Here is a 19,329-nt window from a genome sequence, read left to right as displayed (position 1 = left end):
CCAACTCACCATGAAAACGATCCTCACCTTGCTCTGTCTCGTCTCCTCCGCGTTCGCTGGACCGACCATCGTCTATGTCTCCGAAAGCGGCGAAAAACGCATCGCCATCTGGTCGCTGGATGAATCGTCCGGTGAAATGACGCGAGTAGGAGAGGCACCGCTGCCCGGCGCGCCGGGCAGTCTCTCCTTCAGTCCGGATCGCAAACATCTTTATGCCTCCGTGCGTTCGGCAAAGCAGTTCGCGACGCTCGATGTCGATGCGAAGACCGGTACACTCACGAATCCAACCTTCGCAGATGCCGGATTCAATGCGGCCTACGTTTTCGCTGACAAAACGGGCCGCTGGCTGCTCGCTGCGTCCTACAGCGAGGGCGTCGTTGGATTGTCCGCGATCAAGAACGGCCGCGTCGAAGGTCTGCCTGTTGTCACGCTAGAAACCGGCATGAAAGCGCACTGCATCCAGGCCGATCCGGCGAACAAATTTGCCTTCGTGCCGCATGTGGGTGAGCTGAACAAGGTGGAGCAGCTTCGTTTTGATGCGCAGGCCGGAACACTCACGCGCAACACGCCGCCGCATCTCCCCGGCGGCGAGGGCGAAGGGCCGCGCCACATGCAATTTCACCCGAACGGCAAGTGGGCCTATTTCGTGAACGAGCAGGGCAAAAGCGTGACGCTCTGCGATTACGATGCTGCCAATGGCACACTCAAAGCCCGCCAAAGTGTGCCCACCGTGCCCGAAGACTGGCACACGAAAGGCTCCTGTGCCGACATTCACGTCAGCGCCGACGGTCGCTTCGTCTATGCCTCCAATCGCGGTCATGACAGCCTCGCCGTGTTCTCCGTGAATGAGCAAACCGGCGAATTGACCGGCCTCGGTCAGACGCCGACGGAAAAGACCCCGCGCTCCTTTTGCCTCACACCTGGCGATCAATTCGTCGTGTCCGCTGGCGAAGGATCACACAAGCTGATCGTGTTCCGTCGCAACGCCGAAACTGGCGCGCTCAAGCCGCTGAGGACTTACGATTGCGGTAAAGGCCCAGCGTGGTTGATGAGTGTGCGGTGGTAGTTTTGATTGCTCATCGAAATCCATTCACCGCCAATCAAGCTCGCCCCATCTGCCAGAGGATGAAGGCCATCTCTTCGGCGTTTTCGTGGAGGTGTTCGTAGCGGCCGGATTTACCGCCGTGTCCGGCTCCCATGTTGATCTTGAGAAGCAGGAGGTTTTCGTCCGTCTTCATCGTACGCAGCTTCGCGACCATCTTCGCCGGTTCCCAATAAGTGACGCGGGGGTCGTTCAGGCCGCCGGTGATCATCATGGGCGGGTAAGCTTTCGCGGTGATGTTGTCGTAGGGGCTGTAGCTGCGGATGAACTCAAAGGCGGCTTTGTCGGTGATGGGATTTCCCCACTCGGGCCACTCGCCGGGGGTGAGCGGCAGCTCGGTGTCGAGCATCGTGTTCAGCACATCGACGAAGGGCACATGGGCGACGACAGCACCGAAGAGTTCGGGCGCTTGATTCACCACGGCACCCATCAACTCGCCACCGGCGCTGCCGCCGCTGGCGGTGATGCGGCCTTTCGCGGTGTAGCCGCGCTCGATGAGTCCGCGCGCGGCATCGACGAAGTCGTTGAACGTGTTCGTGCGCTTCATGAGCTTGCCATCGAGATACCACTGGTAGCCGAGGTCATCGCCACCGCGGATGTGGGCGATGGCATAGGCGAAGCCGCGATCGACGAGCGAGAGACGGTTCGCAGAAAAGTCGGGCGGTGTGGCGCTGCCGTAGGCTCCGTAGGCGTAGAGGTGCAGCGGCTGGCTGCCGTCCTTTTTGAAGCCCTTCTTCGTGAGGATGGAAACGGGCACCTGCACGCCATCGCGGGCGGTGATCATGATGCGCTCGGTTTCATACTGGCTCGCATCGTAGCCGCTGGGGATCTGCTGGACCTTCAGCGTCTCCAGCCGCTTTTCGGCGACGTGGTAGTCGTAGTCCGTGGCGGGCGTGACCATGGACTCGTAGTCGATGCGCAGGGTGGTGACGGCGTATTCAGGATTGCTGCTAAGTCCGGCGGCGTAGCTCGGCTCAGGGAAAGCGATGCGCTCCGGCTTCAATGGTTCGTCGTAGCGGCGAATCTCGATCTGATCGAGCCCGTCGATGCGACCCTCAGTGACAAAGAAATCTTTGAAGAGGCCGAGGTCGGTCAGGTAGTGCCGGTCAGAGCCAGGAATGAGCGTTTTCCATTCGCCGGGCTTCTCGAGTGAGGCCGTGGCGATACGGAAGTTCACATGCTCGTCATTCGTGTGGATGAATAGCGTGCCGTCGCGGAGATCGACATCGTACTCGCGGCCGACTTTTCGTGGGCTGACAAGGATGGGTTCGGCGGTGGGATTGGCGGCAGGAACGAGGCGGACCTCGCTGGTGACTTGGTCGCCGGTGCCGATGATGATCCAGTCTTCCTGAGCGCTGATGTCGGCATCGCAACTGAAACCAATGTCGGGCTCCTTGTAGAGGAGTTTGGCCTTCTTGACGGGATCGCCGAGGCGGTGGTAGTGGATGTTGTCCGTGCGCCAGTTGTCATTGGCATAACCAAAGACGAGGCCCGCGCTATCCGCCGACCACACGAGACTGGAGAGCGTACCGGGGATGACATCGGGCAGCTCTTTGCCCGTGGTGAGATCGCGGAAATGCACCTCGAAGCGCTCGGAGCCATCATCGTCATACGCATAGGCCATGAGCTTGCCATTCGGACTGATGACGAGGTCACTGAGCTGGAAGTAGTCCTTCCCCTTCGCGAGTTCGTTTTGATCCAGAATGAGCTGCTCGTCACCTCCGGCGGCGGGCTTCCGGTAGTGGCGGCGATACTGCGAGCCTTTGGTAAAGGTGGACCAGTAGATCCAGTCGCCATCCTTTTGCGGCACGGAGCTGTCGTCTTCCTGGATGCGGCCCTTCATCTCCTCGAAAAGCGTTTCCACGAGTGGCTGTTGAGCCTTCATGTGCGCCTCGAAGTAGCGGTTCTCCGCTTTGAGGTAGGCGAGGATGTCCTTGTCTTTGATCTTGGGGTAACCAGGATCGCGCAGCCAGTGCCAGGGGTCCTCGATCGTGATACCGTGATGGGTGAACTGGAAAGGTCGCTGCTGGGCGACGGGAGCGGTGATCATAAGTGGGTTCGCAGGCTGACCCATGAGGCTGGCAGAGATGGCAAAAGCCATCGTGACGACCCATCCATGGGCTGGCATTAATTTCATAGAGTGGTCTCCCTTACCAGTCAGCCACCTCGATTCAATGACGAGCCTCTACTTCGTCTTCACGGTCTCTCTCGGCGGTGCATTGCCGAGTGTCGGCACGTCGGGGAGTTTCAGGGTGAAAAGATAGGCGATGATGTCCCAGCGTTGCTCGGGGGTGAGGGTGGGTTCAAAGCTGACCATCGGGGTGCCGTTCAGGCCGGTGGCGAGCACGCGGTAGATGTCCTGGGGGCGGTCCCCACAGCGAAGGTGGGGCTGGCGGAGGTCCGAGGGTTTGGCCGGGAAATTCCAGAGGTCTTTGAGGGCGGCGACGGCGGGGCCTTTGCCATCGGCGGTAGGGCCATGGCAGGCGGAGCAGTTCGTGACGAAGAGCGACTTCCCTTTCTCAGCATGAGCAGCGCTTTGCTTCGTGTCTTCGAGCCATGTGGGCGACTCGGGGAAGCTCATCGGTTCGGCGTAGTTTTCGGCTTTGCGCCATCGGCGGGAGAAGGACTTCACATACTCGATGACGGAAGTGACATCGTCGTCCGTGAGCTGCGAAAACATGCCCATCGCCGTGCCGGTGAGGCCATGTTTGATCGTGTGGCGGAGGTCATCGTCTGTCGGCAGGCTGCCGAAGGGCGTGGTTCGGAACTTGAACATGCCTTCGCGGAAGGAACGCGGCCTCGGATTCAGCGTGGGAGCCATCTCGCCATTGCCATCGCCGCGCGGGCCGTGGCAGACGATGCAGTTGCGCTCGAAGAGGTATTTGCCGTCCATGTAGCGGGTGAAGTCGAGTTTCGGCGGCTCGGCAGCGATGGCGGACGAGGCGACGAGAAGCAGGAGGGTGAGGAGGCGTTTCAACACGGAGGGTTGCGATGATACTCGCTTCGTCGGCACTGGCATTCACCGCATGTGGGGGAAGAGTGGGCCTGACTTGCGTGCGGGAAGCGTTTTCGACGGTGGCTGAGAAATGCATCCACCATCCAGACTGAGGGGGGGAGCGTGGTTTTGTGTAATCTCAGCCGACGAAAGCGGTGTCAGCTTGTGTGGTAGGTTCATCCCGTGATCTTATTAGCGCCTTCATGCATAAACTCGTCATCCTTTTGATCCTGCTGGCTTTCAGCGCGGCACACGCCGCCTCGACGGTAGGCACCACGCAGCCTGGGGTGTTTCGCCAGACGGATCTGGATGCGGGCGGTTGGCTCACGGGTTTTGCATCGCATTCATCGGGGCGACTGTATGCGCGGACGGATGTGGGCGGGGTGTATCGGAGTGATGATCAGGGCGCGAGCTGGCGGTTCCTCTCGGGCGAGATGAATTCCTCGGCGGGGTTGTTTGTGCAGGGGCTGGCGGTGGGGGAGGGCTCGGCGGACACGGTGTTTCAGGCGGTGGGCACGAGCTACACCTCGACGGATGCGAATCGCGGGCTGTGGCGCACGAGCGATGGTGGCGCGACATGGTCACAGGTGCTCAGTGGGGTGCTTTTTTCCGGCAATGACGATCTGCGCTGGCAGGGTGAGTGTCTGGCGATCACGCCGGGATCGGGCGATCAGGAAATCTTTGCCATCAGTCGCAAAAACGGCCTCTGGCGCAGCACGACAGGCGGCGGCGCGGGCACGTGGAGCAAGCAGGGCGGCACGTTGTTTGATGGCATGATCGGCCATGTGGTTCACATGCATGCATCGTTTCCAAATGACATCTTCGTCGGTGGAGTGAAGGACACGGGCACGAGTGCGCTCTACAAAGGCACGCGAGGTGTGGGTGGTGCGATCACCTGGGCAGCGGTGACGGTGAATGCGGCGACGACTTCCGTGACGCGGCTCGCGAGACTGCCGAGCGGTGTGATGGTTGCCGCTGTGCAGGACGGGACGAACAATCGCTTCTATAAATCGGACGCCACGGGAACGACGTGGACTAACATCACGACGACGGTGCTCGGCGGACTCACGGCGAATGGCCCCGTGGGCATGTGTCATGTGCTGCAGGATGGTGTGACGATCGTGTTGGGCTGGATCGGCGGGCCGACACGGAAAAGCACGAATGGCGGAACATCATGGAGCACGCTACCGCTCACAATCACCGGCACGCGACCTGCGGCGATGCTGACGAGCGACACAAGTCCCGGCTGGTCGCGTGGCTCGCTGCATCAAGATCCGCTCGATGCGAACCGCTGGTATCTGCCGAATGGTTTTGGTCCGTTCGTGAGCACCGATGCCGGATCGACCGTGAGCTACATGACACGCGGCATCGGTGAGGTGGTGACGTGGAAACCTTCGTGGCATCCGAATGATGCGCAGCGAGTCTATATGCCCGTGGCGGACTTGATCGGCTTCATTGCCACGGATGGCAGCGAGACGGGACTCGCCCCGCGAAATCCACGCCGCAGCCTGCCGGTGACATTTGGTAATGTGGGCATGACTTACGCCATCGAGGCGCTGGTGGGGCCGGTCGTCGGCAATGCCGCGCCGAAGGTGTATTTCGTCGGCGGGTCGTTCTTCGGGCCGAATGCAGGCCGTGCGTCCATCGTGACGACGAGTGATGATGGCTTGAATTGGTCGCTGGTGCATGTCGCGGGCGTCACGGGCACCGGTTTGCCTGCCGGCAGCGAGATCATCAGCGGATGCGTGGCTCCTGACGATGCCAATGAGATCCTCGTGGCCGTTCACGACACGGCGAACACGAACTCCGGCATCTACCGCAGCACGAATGGCGGCGTGGCGTTCACGAAATCAACCGGCGTGCCCGCAGGCGGAAACTGGGGCGATGAGTTCAGCCACTTCGTTTTCCTCGAAGCGGATGCGAGCAATGCCGCGCGACGTTTTGCATGGCTGAACGGTGTGGGTTTTCTCATCTCAAATGATCGCGGCGTGACGTGGGCCAGCGCGGGGCACTCCAGCGGCGGCCCCAGCAACACGAAGCTCTACGATTGGAACTCGTGGGGCTACTTCACCCGCGATCACGCCACGGGGCGATTGTGGTTCGGCGGCTTGAACGGCCATCTCGGCCTCGCCTACTCGACGAACAACGGCACGAACTGGACCTACCTCGACACCCCGTTTTCCAACACCGGCTTCTCCGAAGTGCGAACCATCGACGCCCACAACGGGCAGGTGCTGGTGTGCGCAAAACGCTTTGGCGATGCCTTTCTCAAAATCTACTACTCGAACGACAACGGCGCGGTCTGGCATGAATGCACGAAGCCCGGCCATCGCCTGCCGAATGCGACCTATGTGGCTTTGAACCCGCATCAGCCCGGCCACTTCTGGGTGGCCACCAACGGTCGCTCCTATGCCCGCTTCACGCCGGGAGCCTTCGGAGCCTGGCAGCAGCAAAGCTTCACCTCGCTCTCGCTGAATGATCCCGCGATCTCCGCCGCCACCGCCGATCCGGATGGCGATGGTCAGAGCAACAATTTCGAGTTCACCGCCGGTCTCTCGCCGCTCGATGCACAGTCACGCTTTCTTCAAACCATGCAAAACGTGCCCGGCCAGCCCGCACAGATGCGTCTGCAGATCGCCCCGCGTCTCACGGATCGCACCTACGTCATCGAAAGCAGCCCCACACTCGGCCTTTCCGCCAACTGGCAGCCCCTGACAAACTTCACCACGAGCGATGTCGGCAACGTCCGCACCATCACCGACCTCAGCGCGACCGGAGCGGCGAAGTTTTACCGCGTGCGGATCACGGGGCCGTGAGGGGGCAACGTGCTGCACATTAAAAAGTTCTCGCTCCGGCTTTCTCCTTCCCATCTCAAGCGCCAGCTGATAATTCTGTGGTTGAAACCCAAACCGGAGGACTCCATGAACCCAGAACAAATCAGGAAAGTCGTCATCCTCAATGTGGCCTTTTGGGCTGTAGCTATCGCTTTCCCGTTTGTGGCGAGGTTGCTGCCCACAGCGTCTGGAAGTCCGCCGAAGTTCTACGAGATGCTGATGCCGCTGATTCAGATCATGTTGGCCCTTGCAGCCACATTCATGGTCAAATCTGCGCTCTGCCGAGCCTCGGGTTCGGCAGGATGATGTCACCGGCTGCATTTTTCCTGTAATCCGTCCCAGCGGATGCGGTGGAAGGAGAGCATGAGTCGCTCTTTTGCCTGCCTGTTAGCCTTTTCATCCTTCATCTTCCCTCTGCTGGCCACGGCGCAGACGCACATGGCATGGGTCCCGCGGACGGATGTCGGCAGCCCAGGGAAGCGAAATTCGGCGGAGATGGCCTATGATGAGGTCCATGAGGTGACGCTTCTGTTTGGCGGTTACTTGGGAGCAACCAGTGGCACGCAGGTTTGGATGAATGACCTCTGGAATTACGATGGCGTGCAGTGGACGCAGATGACCGTCACGGGCACCCTGCCTCCGCCGATGTCAGGGGCATCCATGTGCTTCCATCCGGGGCTTCAGCGCACGTTGCTGCATGGCACCTCCGATGCGTATGTCGAGCAAATGATGTGGTCGTTCGTGTTCGATAGCGCGACCTCCGGGCATTGGCAGGTGGAGAGCACGGATGGTCCGGTCTGTGATCAGGTGGCCATGGTCTATGACTACAGTCGGCAGGTGCTCGTGCTCATGGGTGCGGGCTCCACGGTATATGTGCCGGGTGTGCAGACCTGGGAGTGGAACACGACCACGTGGACACGCAAAGCGGACGCACCGTATTCTCAATCTGACTACGCAGGGCGGCCGTTCCTTCCCTGTCTTGGCTATCATGCTGCTTCGGGCAAAATGTTGCTAGTCGATGATGAGGCGCTGCCCACAAGCGGGGCGAACGAGGTGAGCCGTGTCTTCGCTTTTGATGGCACGAGCTGGACTCTTCAAGCACTGACGAATGGCCTCGCACCGCCGCTGGGAGCGTATTTTCGCAACCGAGGCCGCAGGCTGGCCTACGATCCATCACGACAGAGGCTCGTGGCCGTGGATAGCACGTCGTCGTATGACTTTGATGGAACGTATTGGCGCACCTTTGGGCCATCGCTGAATTCACCCAATGGTCCTGGTCAGGCGAATGGGCTGACTCCGTTACGCGCTGCCTCGGTGGCCTTTGATAAGAAGCGAAACATCCTCGTGCGCTTCGGTGGTCAGGATGCGGTGTCGCTGGGAGCCAGCTACTCCTCGTATGAGGAGACATGGGAGCTGCGAAGGACGAACACCGCGATCGTGCTCGTGACTCCCGTCATCGGCATCCCGAACCCGTTCATCAAATGCGTGAATGACTCACTCCAACTCCATGTGCTGGTGGACATCGGCAATGGCCCCAGCACCCACACGGGCATCATTTATGAGTGGTTCAAAGATGGCCTGCCCGTGCCGCCCGCGCCGGGTCAGTCATGGCTGTATTTGAGGGACTTCCTCACCACCGCCGACACGGGTGTGTATCAGGCGAGGTGCACGGACACGTGGGGCAATCGTGTGGAGTCTGAGCTGCTGCCGGTGCATGTTTTTGATCAGGCACAGATCACGCAGCAGCCGCAGGGCCGCCGCCTGATCCCTGGAGAATCCTTTGCTCTGCAAGTGGCCTACAATTCGACTCTGCCCGTGACGGTGACCTGGAAAAAAGACAACGTCCTCATCCCTGGTGCGAACAGCCTTATCTACACGCGCAGCAATGTGACGCTGGCCGATGCGGGCGAGTATCGCGCCACGCTCCACAGCCTATGCTCCGAGCCCATCAGTCAGCCTGCCGTGATCAGTGTGGGGCCGCGCATCGTCACCGAGCCGAGCTTTCCTGCCAATCCAGGTGCTGGCACTGCACCCGTCACCATGACGGTCACGGGCGATGGCGCAGGCTCGCTGACGGGCACCTATCTCGTGGGTGCTGACCCCACGGAGCACGCATTGCGAGTCGCGCCAAATGATGTGGCCAATCCACGCCCGATGGCCTTCACCTGGCGCTTTGAGGGAACGCCGATCAGCAATGGCACGAAATACACGATCACCAGCACCAGCGTCACCAGCTCGCTGCAAATCAATCTGCCCGACTATGAAGACGAAGGCCGCTACGATTGCCTCGTCACCGATGCCAGCGGCCCCGCGTATGCAAAGATCACACAGCAGCGCGAGCTTTTGCTAAACCCACTCGCACCGCCTTACCTCACCGTGATGCAAGGGCGCGGCCCCGATCCGCGACGCGAGGCGGGCATGGTCTATGATAGCCTGCGCGGCAGGACGGTGCTCTTTGGCGGTGAGTGCTACGGCGTGAATCCGCGCTCTGGGAACGCCAATCCGCAACTCTATCAGTCGAACGACACCTTTGAATGGGACGGCCAAGTTTGGATCAAACGCAATCCCGCCACGCGACCACCCGCCATGACGAACTTCGGCATGGTCTATGACAGCTATCGTGGCCGCACGGTGCTCTTTGGCGGGCACAAATTCACGCCCCCCGATTTCATCAATGGCACGCAGGCGATCACCAATGATCTATGGGAATGGGACGGCGTGAACTGGGCACAAATCACGCCGCCCTCCCCTCCACCCGCACGCACATTGCCCGTGATGTGCTTCGACACGGTGCGTCGTGAGACCCTCATGATCGGTGGTAGCTCCTTTAATCCCGAACCCCTCGACTACTATGGCGCACGCAAGATTCTCTGGGCTTGGGATGGCACGCAGTGGACGCAGCGCGGCAGCCTCCCCAATGGCAATGCCGCGCCCTATGCAAGCGCTGGCAACACGTTCACCTTTGACGAGCAGCGCGGCGTCGCAGCGATGTTTGGTGCCTTTGGTGACAACGCAAACCCGGTGTGGGAATGGAACGGTGCTGCGTGGAGTCGTGTGCTGCCGCCGAATGACTATCGCATCACCAACTCAGGCACGGGCAACGCCCCCCCCTTCTACGATCCCGTGCGGCGCATGATCAGCATGAGCATCGTCGGCAACAACTTCTCACCCGGCTACGAGAACGGCACATCCTTCCTCGCGTGCTGGAATGGCAGCAGCTTCATCCGCGGCAGCACCAGCGTGATCGACGATGTGACAGGCATCCCGCCCGCCATCGGCGACCAAGTGCCCGACCCGAGTCGCGGTGACATGACCGTCTTTGATACCCGCCGCCGCTGCCTCGTCTGGTTCGACAACTTTGGCACGTTCCTCAACAGCGGCACGCCACCTTCCACCCGCGAGATGCACTTCAGCGCCAAGGCCAAGCCCGTTCATCTGCCTTTGGAGGTCTTCTTTTCGCCGAATCAAACCATCCAGATGCGTGTCATCAGCGCCGGGCAGAGGCCGCTTTCCTATCAGTGGTTCAAAGGCGCCACCTCGCTCATCGACGATGCCCAACTCGCCGAAGTCACCAGCGGCAGGCTCACCATCAACAACATCACCGCCGCCAATGCAGGCACCTACAGCCTGCGCATCACGAATGCGATGAACCAAGTCTTCACCCGCGACGTGCGGCTCAGTGTGCAGCCCGATGGCGTCGCCACCGCCGTGCAGGGCGCGGGCCTCGTCCTCAGCTGGCCTGGAGCCACCGGCATCCTCGAAACCGCCCCAGCTCCGAATGGTCCCTGGACTCCCATCTACGGCGTGTCACCGCCCTACAGCGTTGCCATGGATGAAGCGCGGCGGTTTTATCGTGTGCGGTATCAGTGATCTCATGCGGCGTGCGCATCCCGGGAGAGTGAAGCGGAAAAGTTTTTTGTAATCGCTGCTCGAAAAAGCGGTGGAAGGTAGGTGTGAGCACCTTAATTCCTTCCAAATCAAGCCTGTGCGCTGTTTTGCTGCTGCTGGCTTTGGCAACCCATTGTGAGGCCGTTCTGACGATCGAGGGAGCGACGGCGCAACTGGCCAATACGGATGACTTTCTGCTGGAGGCGGTGGCTGGCCGTGAGGCGGTGAACGCGTCCCTGGCCGTGCAACTCTTCAATCCTGCGGCGACAGGGGATGATGCGATCGAGGTGGAGTCCACATTTTCATTGGTGGAGTATGCCAGCGGCCTGCCGGTGTCTTTGCAGACTGTCCCGGTGGGGACGACGGTGGTGGTGACAAACACGTTCACCCTGGAGCATGGGGCGCGGCTCACGCTGCCCATGCCAGCGGCGCTGAGGCCAGCGGCGGCACTTGATTCGGCGCTGAGCTACCGCGTCGTCATTTCGGCGCGGTCGCGTGAGGTGGGCGGCGCGGTGTGGTCTGCGGCGACGGTTTATACCGGAGCGTGGCGGAAGTGGGTGCATTTCACCAACACGGTGGCGGATGATGCCTCGCTGAATGTGAAGGCTTACACCGGGGAGGCGCTGGCGACGGACAGGCAGATTTTGAAGTCGGTGGCGGGACAGGAGACGTTCACCGCAGCAGTGCCGGTGGTGCTGCACCGGTATGACATCGAGTCGCTGCCGCAGGCCGCAGCGCAGGTGCCGGTGACGTTTCAGCTAAAACTGGTGCAGGACGGGACGCTGACGGAGGTGCCGCTGGCGGTGCCGACGCTCACGGTGCAGCGCAGCCTGCTCGCCCGGCAGGCCGGGCCACCGGGGACGCCGCTGACGGATGCGTGGACGCAGACGCTGAATTTTGCCCCGGCAGCGGGCGGCGTGGTCCTGCCGACGGTAAATTACTGGCTGGAGGTGACGGTGTCGGCGGCGGAGCCGGATCTGACGCCGATCCCGGCGGTGCCTGCGGTGGTGACGACGGCGAAGAATCGCTTTTTGGTGCTCAGTGGTGCGCTGAGCTTCGGCGGGGTGCAGACGATCTTCACGGCGTTGGGGAATGATCCTTCACCGCCGATGCTGCTGAGCGGGGGCATTTACAGCACGCAACTGGCCGTGACACAGGGCACGGCCCAGGCAGCTCCGAACCGGCGTTATGGCGATGGGACGCTGCTGGATGTGACCTACGATCCCGCGAGTGGAAATGCGGTGGTGACGGGCGGCACACAAAACCTGACCACCACGGAGTCGGACATCATCGTGATCAATACCGTGCGCTTTGTGCGCGGGGTCATCCGAATGGATTTTTCCGGAGCTTTGCTGGAGAGCGGCGGAATCTTGTTTCCGGCGGGTTTCGGGGTTTCCACCGCGCAGCACTCACGCAGGCATCAGGCCGGGCTGACGCTGCTCCAGGAGCCGCTGGATAGCGGTCTGTGGCCGCTGCTTGGCACGAAGGTCTTCACGCCGCCTTCGGGGCAGTTTTATTATGCCTTTGGCGACCGCCTGCCACTGCGGTTTCGCACGTCGGCGATCATTTGGAAAATGAATGCGGGCACGCTGGAGTTCACCCAGGAGGCTGCGGGTGCTTCGGCGGCACCGGAACTGACGCGGCAGGCCCAGGAGGTGGCGCTGGCGGGCCTGGCGGCGCTGCCGGGGGCGCAAAATGCGGAGGCGCGTGCCAGCAATGATGCGTTTTTGAAAAACATCACGAATCAGCCGAAAGTCACGGTGAGCGTGGGGGCCAGCGGGCAGGCGCTGATGACGGTTTCGCTTAATTTGGGGCCAGGGCAGATGCAGACGCATTTTCCACAGGGCGTGACTCTGTCGTGGACGGACGGGGTCTTTCACATCGAGCAAAATGCGGTGCAGCCCCAGAGCTTCCTGACGGCGCAAAGTCCCGTCACCATCAGCTACAAGCGTGACTGTGATGTGGGTTGCGGCACGCTGGCCGGGGACGGGCAGTTTGTCTTCACGCCGACGAACTGGCAGTGGAAATTCACCGCAGACGGCGGGGTGAAGGCGGATGGCAGCATGCTGGCAGAGAGGCTGCGCTGGGGCACTACTCAGCTCTCGGGCGGCGGCTCGCCACCGGAGGGTGGCAGTGCGTATGCCATGCAGACGAGCCAGTGGAGCGCGGGTTCATTCCATGTGCCGGGGAGCTGGCTTTCTGGGGAGGCGGCACCGGGGCAGCGCCCGGAGGCCCTGCTGCTGAGCGGGGTGCTGGCGGATGGCAGCTTTGAGCGGCCAAACAGCACCGGCTACAGTGACGGGCTGGGAGACTATACGGGGCTGAACCTGCGGGTGGGCACACCGGGGGCGAAAACGGGCCGCAGCGTGCTGGCGGGCATCACGACGGCGGATTACGACCTGAAAGCACGCAGCAAATACTACGTCCGCGCCAGCGGTGTGACGGGCATTCATGAGGCCGTGGCGCTGACGCCGAGCACGCTCTTTTTATACGACTTTGAGGTGAACTTCGACGGCCTGCGGCTGGCCTACCGAGATGGCATCAATGTGGACTCGGAGACGGGCGGCTCGATCCATGTGGACAGCCCTGTGACGCCGCTGGCGGGCTTTGATCTGGCCTTCAAGCACATGCTCTTCAAGTGCCAGGGCCAGCCTTCGAGGCTGCAACTGGCCACGGAGGGCGAGGTGAAAACACTGGCCTACTGGGGCACCAACATCGTGCCCATCAGCGCAGAATTTGCGCAGCCGATCCCCGCCGTGGGCTGCGCGGGGGTGGATGATGGCTTCCTGCTGCTCTCCGTCTCGACGAGCTTCCCCAGTGTCACCACGCAGAAGCTGCACGCGACGCTGGGCTTCATGGCGAACGGGAACCTTGTGACCAAGGCAAACCCTCTTTCCGCCGGACTGGAAGTGGACGGGCGCTTCACGCTGCCGCCGAATCTCGAGGTGCTGGGAGCGGGAGGCGTGCCGTGGCAGGTCACGGTGGTGGGCAGCGCCTACCTGAACAATCCAGCTCCTGGTGACTACGGCGTGCCGCCGCTCACTCCGCCTGGCTTTGCAAGACCCGCGCAGGGCTTCCTGACCTTCCCGGCCACGATGAATCTGCCGTGGTTTCAGGACGCCAAGGTGCAGTTTCACGTCAGCGCCGGAGCCGGGGCCAATGCGAATAGCGTGATGCATATCATGGGCGGTTGGCCGGCAGACCCGAAAAAGGGCCATGGCAAAGGATGGCAGGAAAACGGGCAGAGCTACTTTACGGACAAGCACTTTGATCGCGACAACGTGGGTTTTGACACGCAGTTGGACGGCACCGCCACGGCCGTGACTGTGGACACCTACCGTGATCCACCGCAGGGGACGGAAAACCCCGCCTTCCTCGGAGATCCCTACCGCCCGCGTGCGGAGAAGCTGTGGCTGGACGTGGTGAACTTCGATTTTCCGCTGAAGTGGGAGACGGTGAAGCGGCGCTTTTCCTCCCAGGAGCAGAGGGCGGATCTGATCGTGATCGGTCAAGTTCACCGGCAGGTGAAATCCCTCACGCCGAGCACCACGGAGCTGACTTTTGGCGCACAGCTAGCCATCCCGCGCATCAATACCCAAAACCTCGTGGGTGAGGTCACGGAGGGCCTCACAGGCGCTTTGGCGAACGGCATCGCCGATGCGGCCACGGCTGCGCTGCCTCCGACTTTGCTGAACGACCTCATGGGCGGAATGGGAAAGCTCGATCAATTGCTCTCCGAGCGCTACGACGAGGTTCTCAGCGGGCCGCTGGCGGCTGAGGTGGATGCGATGTCATCCAACATCATCAACAGTGATCCTTCGCAAATCCCCGGTTTGAAAACAGAGCTGAAATCGCGCCTCAGCTCCATGCAGGCACCTGTGGCAGGAGCAGTGAGCAGCAGACTGGGGCAGGGCATGTCAGGCGTGGGCGCGGTGCGCTCGATGCTGTCAACGAGTGGCGGGAAGGAGTTCAATTTGGTGAGAGAACTGGTCAAGGCGCTGCTGCAAGGAAACGCCGGCGCGGCGGCGGTGGCAGATACGGCGCTGGCACAACTGCTGCCACAGATCTCCGACGACCTGGTTCAAGCGGATGAAACGCTCGATCGTGCCCTTCAGGCCATGAACACGGCGCAGGGCAGGCTGGGAAACCAGGTGTTTGCCGTTTTCCAGGAAACCAAGCCCGCGCTGGATGCCGCAGGGGATGCGGCGATAGATGACATCACCCTCGAGATGCAAAAGCCGGGCTGGGGACTGCTGTCCGTCTCAGCCCAGCAGGCACGGTTGCGGCGGCTGGTGCAGGAGCGGGTCATCGGTAGCACCATGGTGCCAAAGCTTCAGCTCATCGTGCGGCAGCATGTGCAGGACGCGAACGAGCTCTTCCGCGCGGCCTTGGACGATGTGCTAGGGCAGGTGAACCACCTCGTGCGCGGCGTGATCAAGCAAGCCGGCACCACTCTGGGCAACGAAATCCGCAACGAGGCGGTGGGGAAACTCGGTGAGGCTGGTGGCGGCAGCGAGGCAAAGGGCAAGCTGGCCGCCATCGACATCGAAGGCTATGCGCAGATCAACGACGAGTCTCTGCGGGTGCTCGACATCAACGGCAAATTCGAGTTCAACGTGCCGGACTCTCTCAGCCTGCAGGCGCACATGAGATACCAGGAGTACAACACGGACACGCCCGAGGCTGGCTGCCGCACGACGCGTGGAGAGAAGGCCGCCACGATTGAGATCAATGCCAAGGCAGAGTGTAACTGGGTCGGTGCGGCCCAGCGCACCGTGGTGTTCATCGGATCGAAGTTCACACTCCTCAACAGTGCCCCCGTGGGCTTCGACGGCACCTTTGGCTTCGAAGGCAGCGTCACGCTCGGGCCGGTGGCTGTGAAGAAGATCACCTTGACCGCAGGCTTTGGCAGCCTGGGCTCCGTGGACAGCACCTGGGCCTATCTGGGTGGGTTTGGACGTGGTGAATACGGTGGTCATGAGGCAGCCGCAGGGATCTTTCTGGGGCGCACCTGCGATCTGACGGTGCTGAAGATGGTCGATCCCTTTGTGGAGGTCTCGCTGAGCAAGGCCGGCTGGGAGCCTGGGAATCCGGTCACAGGGGTGTATTTTTATGGGGAGGCTTGGTTCCCGCTCAATGAGGTGTTTGGCATCCCGTCCACTTGCCTGCTCACTCTCAAAGCGGGTGGCGGCTCTGGCTTCTTCGGCTTTGTCAGCAAGGCGAATGTCAGCGGCCAGCCAACGGACCGCCTCTTCGTCGGCTGCAAGCAGGCCTACGGCGTGGAGGGCACCGTGCTGTGTGCGCTGGAGGCACGCGGCACCATCACGCTGCTCGGCAGCGTGGCGATCAACCTGCCGGACTTCCTCACGGCCACGGAGACGCCCAAGAGCATCTTTGAGCAGGTGGCCGATCCCGACATCATCCTCGGCGGCAGCTACATCATCCGTGGAGATGCCGATTTCTCGCTGACCTTCGGCTACTGCCCGGCCTGCATGGAACTCAGCAAGCATCTCGGCGTGACGTGGAAGCTGCCGAAGTCACTCTCCTTTGATTTCTGAACCTTATGAAACGCCTTTTTTGCCTCCTTATCGGTCTCGGGTTCATCAGTGGCTCGCCTGAGCTGCCTGCCCAGACCATCCCGGACTCCCTGCTCACGGCCGCCACGGTCACCACAGACGCCGCTGGCCGCTCCTGGGCCTATGTGGCCATCTCCCCGGAAAACACCACCGTGCTGCGAGGCCGGTCACTGGCTGTTTATCTGAAAAATGGCCTTCCCGCTGATCCCGGCACCTTCACCGCCATGGGCCGGATTTCCGCCGAGCTGGAGGCGAGCCTGATGGGCGTCTTTTTGGAGCGTGGCAGGCAGTTGGGAGAAAACCTCGCCGAGCTGGATGCGGTGCTCTACGACCTCTACCGCACGCGGGGCGCTACCAAGAACACCCTCTCCTCCAATCTTCCCACGCCGCCAAAACCCGCGCTGGCAGACATGCTCAGCAGCCTGCTTAACCGTGCCGTGGGAGATGCTGATACCTACAACGCCCTGCGGATGCTGGGGCAGGCGCACCCCTCGGTGAGAATGGCTCTCGGGGAAGCATGGGCCGCGCCTCTTACCGCCGCGCCCGGCCAGCCGGTGACTCTGGAGGTGCGTGAGTGGACCACTGCGGGAGATGCCGGTGTGGTGGCACGTCTCACCGTGACCGCCGGTCAGCCCATCGTGCTGCCCGCGCCTGGCCCGCCGGTGCAGGTCACAGACCTCTCTCCCCAAGGTGATCTAAACATCAAACTGCACTGGGACCAGGGTGATAGCCTGCGCCGTCAGTCCCCCCTTAGCCGCGGCTTCCACGTCTGGCGTGTGACCCGCGCCTTTGCCACCGCGCAGGGGGTGGAAAGCACCGCCCCCAGTCTGCTCCAGCTCAAGTCATGGCTCACCGCTGGGACGGCTGTGCTCAGCACAGAGAAGCCCATCATTGCCAAAAAAAACCTCACCAGCGCAGGCGCTGCTTATTTCTTCACCGACGATGGCAATCGCTACCGCAAAAACGCCCTCGGAGAGAATGTGGACGTGCCTTTCCAGGAAGGCGCGGAATACACCTACTTCGTCACCAGCGTGGACATCCTGGGCCGCGACGGGCCGCCCTCGCTCCCAGGGCACGGCATCGTCTGCCGCACCCTGCCGCCGCCCGTGCCTGGCAGCCTGCGTGTGGTGAATGACTGGACGCCCGGCACGGACCTGAACGTCGCCAACGGCACCCAGACCATCCTTTTCTCCTGGAAGGCCAACACGAACACCGCACGGGACGTGACCACCTTTTACGAAGTCTATCGCGGAACCGATCTCCGGGAGCTCGGCAGCATCGGGGCCAAGGCCGCGCTGAACGCGGCAGGCCCCATCGCCCCAGGACAACTGCATCAGGTGGATGGTGCCCAGATGGCGTATTTGGACAACGATCCAACCGTCTCCAGCAGGGCCTTTGGCGAGACGCTGTGGTACTCCGTGCGGGCCGTCCACATCTCCCCCTGCGGGCCGATCAAATCCGACTTCGCCCCGCCCGTGATGGTGGCCCGACGTCAGCGTGAGGGACCGCCCCCACCCACCGGCATCGTGGATATGAACTGCCCGCGTGCCTCCGTAATCGTCGCCTCCCAGCAGGTCGCTTTTGATCCGGGGCCGCCGGTCAATGACGGCCTCGTCCGTGTGCGCCTGCTCTGCCAGCGGCTCGATAGTGGCATCGCCCACGCTGACCTCTCGGTGAGCATCGGAAATGTGGTGACCGATCTGGGGCAGCACCTCTTTCCAGCGGAGGGAAACGTGGTCGCGGCGGATTTTTCCTTTCCTCTCAGCACCCTCGCCGGCCAGACCGTGACCGCCTACTGCCAGAGCACCAGCCACGCCGGACCGAGGAGCAATCCCAAGGCCGTCGTCATCACCAACATCACCGGCGAAGGGCGCAATGAAGTCACCTTTCACACACGCACCCTGAGCGACTCCGATCTCATCCCCGGAGAGGCCTTTTCGGATGAGCTGCTGGAAGCCCCCGTCAGTGCCCCGGCGGCCGCCACGCCGGAGGGCACCGGCTTGGTCATCAATCTGGCCCTGCTCAATGGCCGCACCGTCGTCATCCAGACCGCAGCCGGTGGCGGCACTTTCAGCAACTGGACGCGGCGCGGTCACGCCATCGTGCGGGATGGCACGGCCTATTTCTCCATGCCCGCCGTGGAGGAAGGGCAGCAGCAGCCTGCGCTTTCCGGGCGGGTCTTTGCCGTGCGGGAGTTTGGCCCGGCGGGCTGCTACGATCTGGCCTTCAACCCCGGCACAGGCCAGGCCGGGCGGCTGAACGTGACCGTCTTCACCACGCCCCGCACGGCGGAGTATCGGCTCTTCCGCCGCATCGACGAGGGGCCCTACACCCTCGTCGGCCAGGGTGGGGCGCTCTACGCGGCCTCCAATCCCGTCAATGCCGTGCGCCGTGAGGACGAGGCGCTGCCGCTGACGGATTGCACGATCTGCTATTATGCCCAGACGCTCGACCGGGACGGCAATGGCTCCGCGCTGGTGCGGCTGGACCCCTGCGTGGAGCGCCGCATGCCCGTACTACCCAAAGTGCGCCTCAGCCCGCCGGAAGCCACCGGCACCCAGGCCGCGCCGAAGATGAAACTCACCTGGATGTGCCCGCCCGCCGGGGTGCAGCGCTTTTTGATCAGCGTGAAAACCCGTGGCAACGCCACCGTCCAGTCACCACTGGCTCCAGGGTCCAGCATCTCCCTCTACGCCACCTTGCCCCCCCTTTCTGACCGCGTGCTCAGCTACATCAGCGGCGGTGACGTGCAGGAAAAGGCCACCCCCACGACACAGGCCGCCACACCCGGCCCCAGCAACAACGACGGCGGCCTCTCCGCCCTGAACCTGGCCTCCGGAAATTTGGTGTATTACAAAAAACTGGTCAAAACCCAGACCTTCGTCACCCCGCCCATCGGCAACGGCCTGCCCGCCAATCCACCCTTCACCGCCG

The 19,329-nt window shown here is 62.1% G+C and carries 8 protein-coding genes; 6 read left to right on the top strand and 2 right to left on the bottom strand.

The annotated features are described in order from the left end of the window. Positions 1 to 10: 10 nt before the first annotated feature. The gene (locus tag AC6FTP_RS09970) at positions 11 to 1,066 is read left to right on the top strand and encodes a lactonase family protein (RefSeq protein ID WP_497206762.1); all 1,056 of its coding nucleotides are present in this window, start codon (positions 11 to 13) and stop codon (positions 1,064 to 1,066) included. A 34-nt stretch (positions 1,067 to 1,100) separates the two neighbouring features. On the opposite strand, the gene AC6FTP_RS09965 is transcribed toward AC6FTP_RS09970, so the two are convergent. Together AC6FTP_RS09965 and AC6FTP_RS09960 are read right to left on the bottom strand one after the other, a co-directional pair. Continuing rightward, positions 1,101 to 3,176 (bottom strand): S9 family peptidase, encoded by a 2,076-nt coding sequence (locus AC6FTP_RS09965; protein WP_497206780.1) that lies wholly within the window; start codon positions 3,174 to 3,176, stop codon positions 1,101 to 1,103. A gap of 111 nt (positions 3,177 to 3,287) precedes the next feature. Continuing rightward, positions 3,288 to 4,079: a c-type cytochrome gene (locus tag AC6FTP_RS09960; RefSeq protein WP_497206761.1), complete on the bottom strand. Its 792-nt coding sequence runs from the start codon at positions 4,077 to 4,079 to the stop codon at positions 3,288 to 3,290. 221 nt (positions 4,080 to 4,300) lie between these two features. On the opposite strand from AC6FTP_RS09960, the gene AC6FTP_RS09955 reads away from it, so the two are divergent. The 5 genes from AC6FTP_RS09955 to AC6FTP_RS09935 all read left to right on the top strand — a co-directional run. Beyond that, positions 4,301 to 6,913, top strand: coding sequence for a WD40/YVTN/BNR-like repeat-containing protein (locus tag AC6FTP_RS09955; protein ID WP_497206760.1), 2,613 nt, complete (start codon positions 4,301 to 4,303; stop codon positions 6,911 to 6,913). Positions 6,914 to 7,018: 105 nt separating this feature from the next. Continuing rightward, positions 7,019 to 7,237, top strand: a complete 219-nt coding sequence (locus AC6FTP_RS09950; RefSeq protein ID WP_497206759.1) for a hypothetical protein — start codon at positions 7,019 to 7,021, stop codon at positions 7,235 to 7,237. Positions 7,238 to 7,294: 57 nt separating this feature from the next. Next, a complete protein-coding gene (locus AC6FTP_RS09945; protein WP_497206758.1) occupies positions 7,295 to 10,801 on the top strand; it encodes a hypothetical protein in 3,507 nt (1,168 codons plus the stop codon). Positions 10,802 to 10,941: 140 nt separating this feature from the next. Then, a complete protein-coding gene (locus AC6FTP_RS09940; protein ID WP_497206757.1) occupies positions 10,942 to 16,377 on the top strand; it encodes a hypothetical protein in 5,436 nt (1,811 codons plus the stop codon). Between the two features lie 5 nt (positions 16,378 to 16,382). After that, positions 16,383 to 19,329: hypothetical protein (locus AC6FTP_RS09935; RefSeq protein WP_497206756.1), on the top strand; the 2,947-nt coding region annotated here is incomplete at its 3' end.

It is taken from the genome of Prosthecobacter sp., assembly GCF_044378005.1.
Taxonomy (GTDB): Bacteria; Verrucomicrobiota; Verrucomicrobiia; order Verrucomicrobiales; family Verrucomicrobiaceae; genus Prosthecobacter.
This window is presented reverse-complemented; position numbering and strand designations above follow the sequence as displayed.

Excerpts from the sequence above, each read along its gene's own strand:
- AC6FTP_RS09970 (WP_497206762.1), top strand. The coding sequence starts at position 11 with ATGAAAACGATCCTCACCTTGCTCTGTCTCGTCTCCTCCGCGTTCGCT.
- AC6FTP_RS09965 (WP_497206780.1), bottom strand. The coding sequence starts at position 3,176 with ATGGGTCAGCCTGCGAACCCACTTATGATCACCGCTCCCGTCGCCCAG.
- AC6FTP_RS09955 (WP_497206760.1), top strand. The coding sequence starts at position 4,301 with ATGCATAAACTCGTCATCCTTTTGATCCTGCTGGCTTTCAGCGCGGCA.
- AC6FTP_RS09950 (WP_497206759.1), top strand. The coding sequence starts at position 7,019 with ATGAACCCAGAACAAATCAGGAAAGTCGTCATCCTCAATGTGGCCTTT.
- AC6FTP_RS09945 (WP_497206758.1), top strand. The coding sequence starts at position 7,295 with ATGAGTCGCTCTTTTGCCTGCCTGTTAGCCTTTTCATCCTTCATCTTC.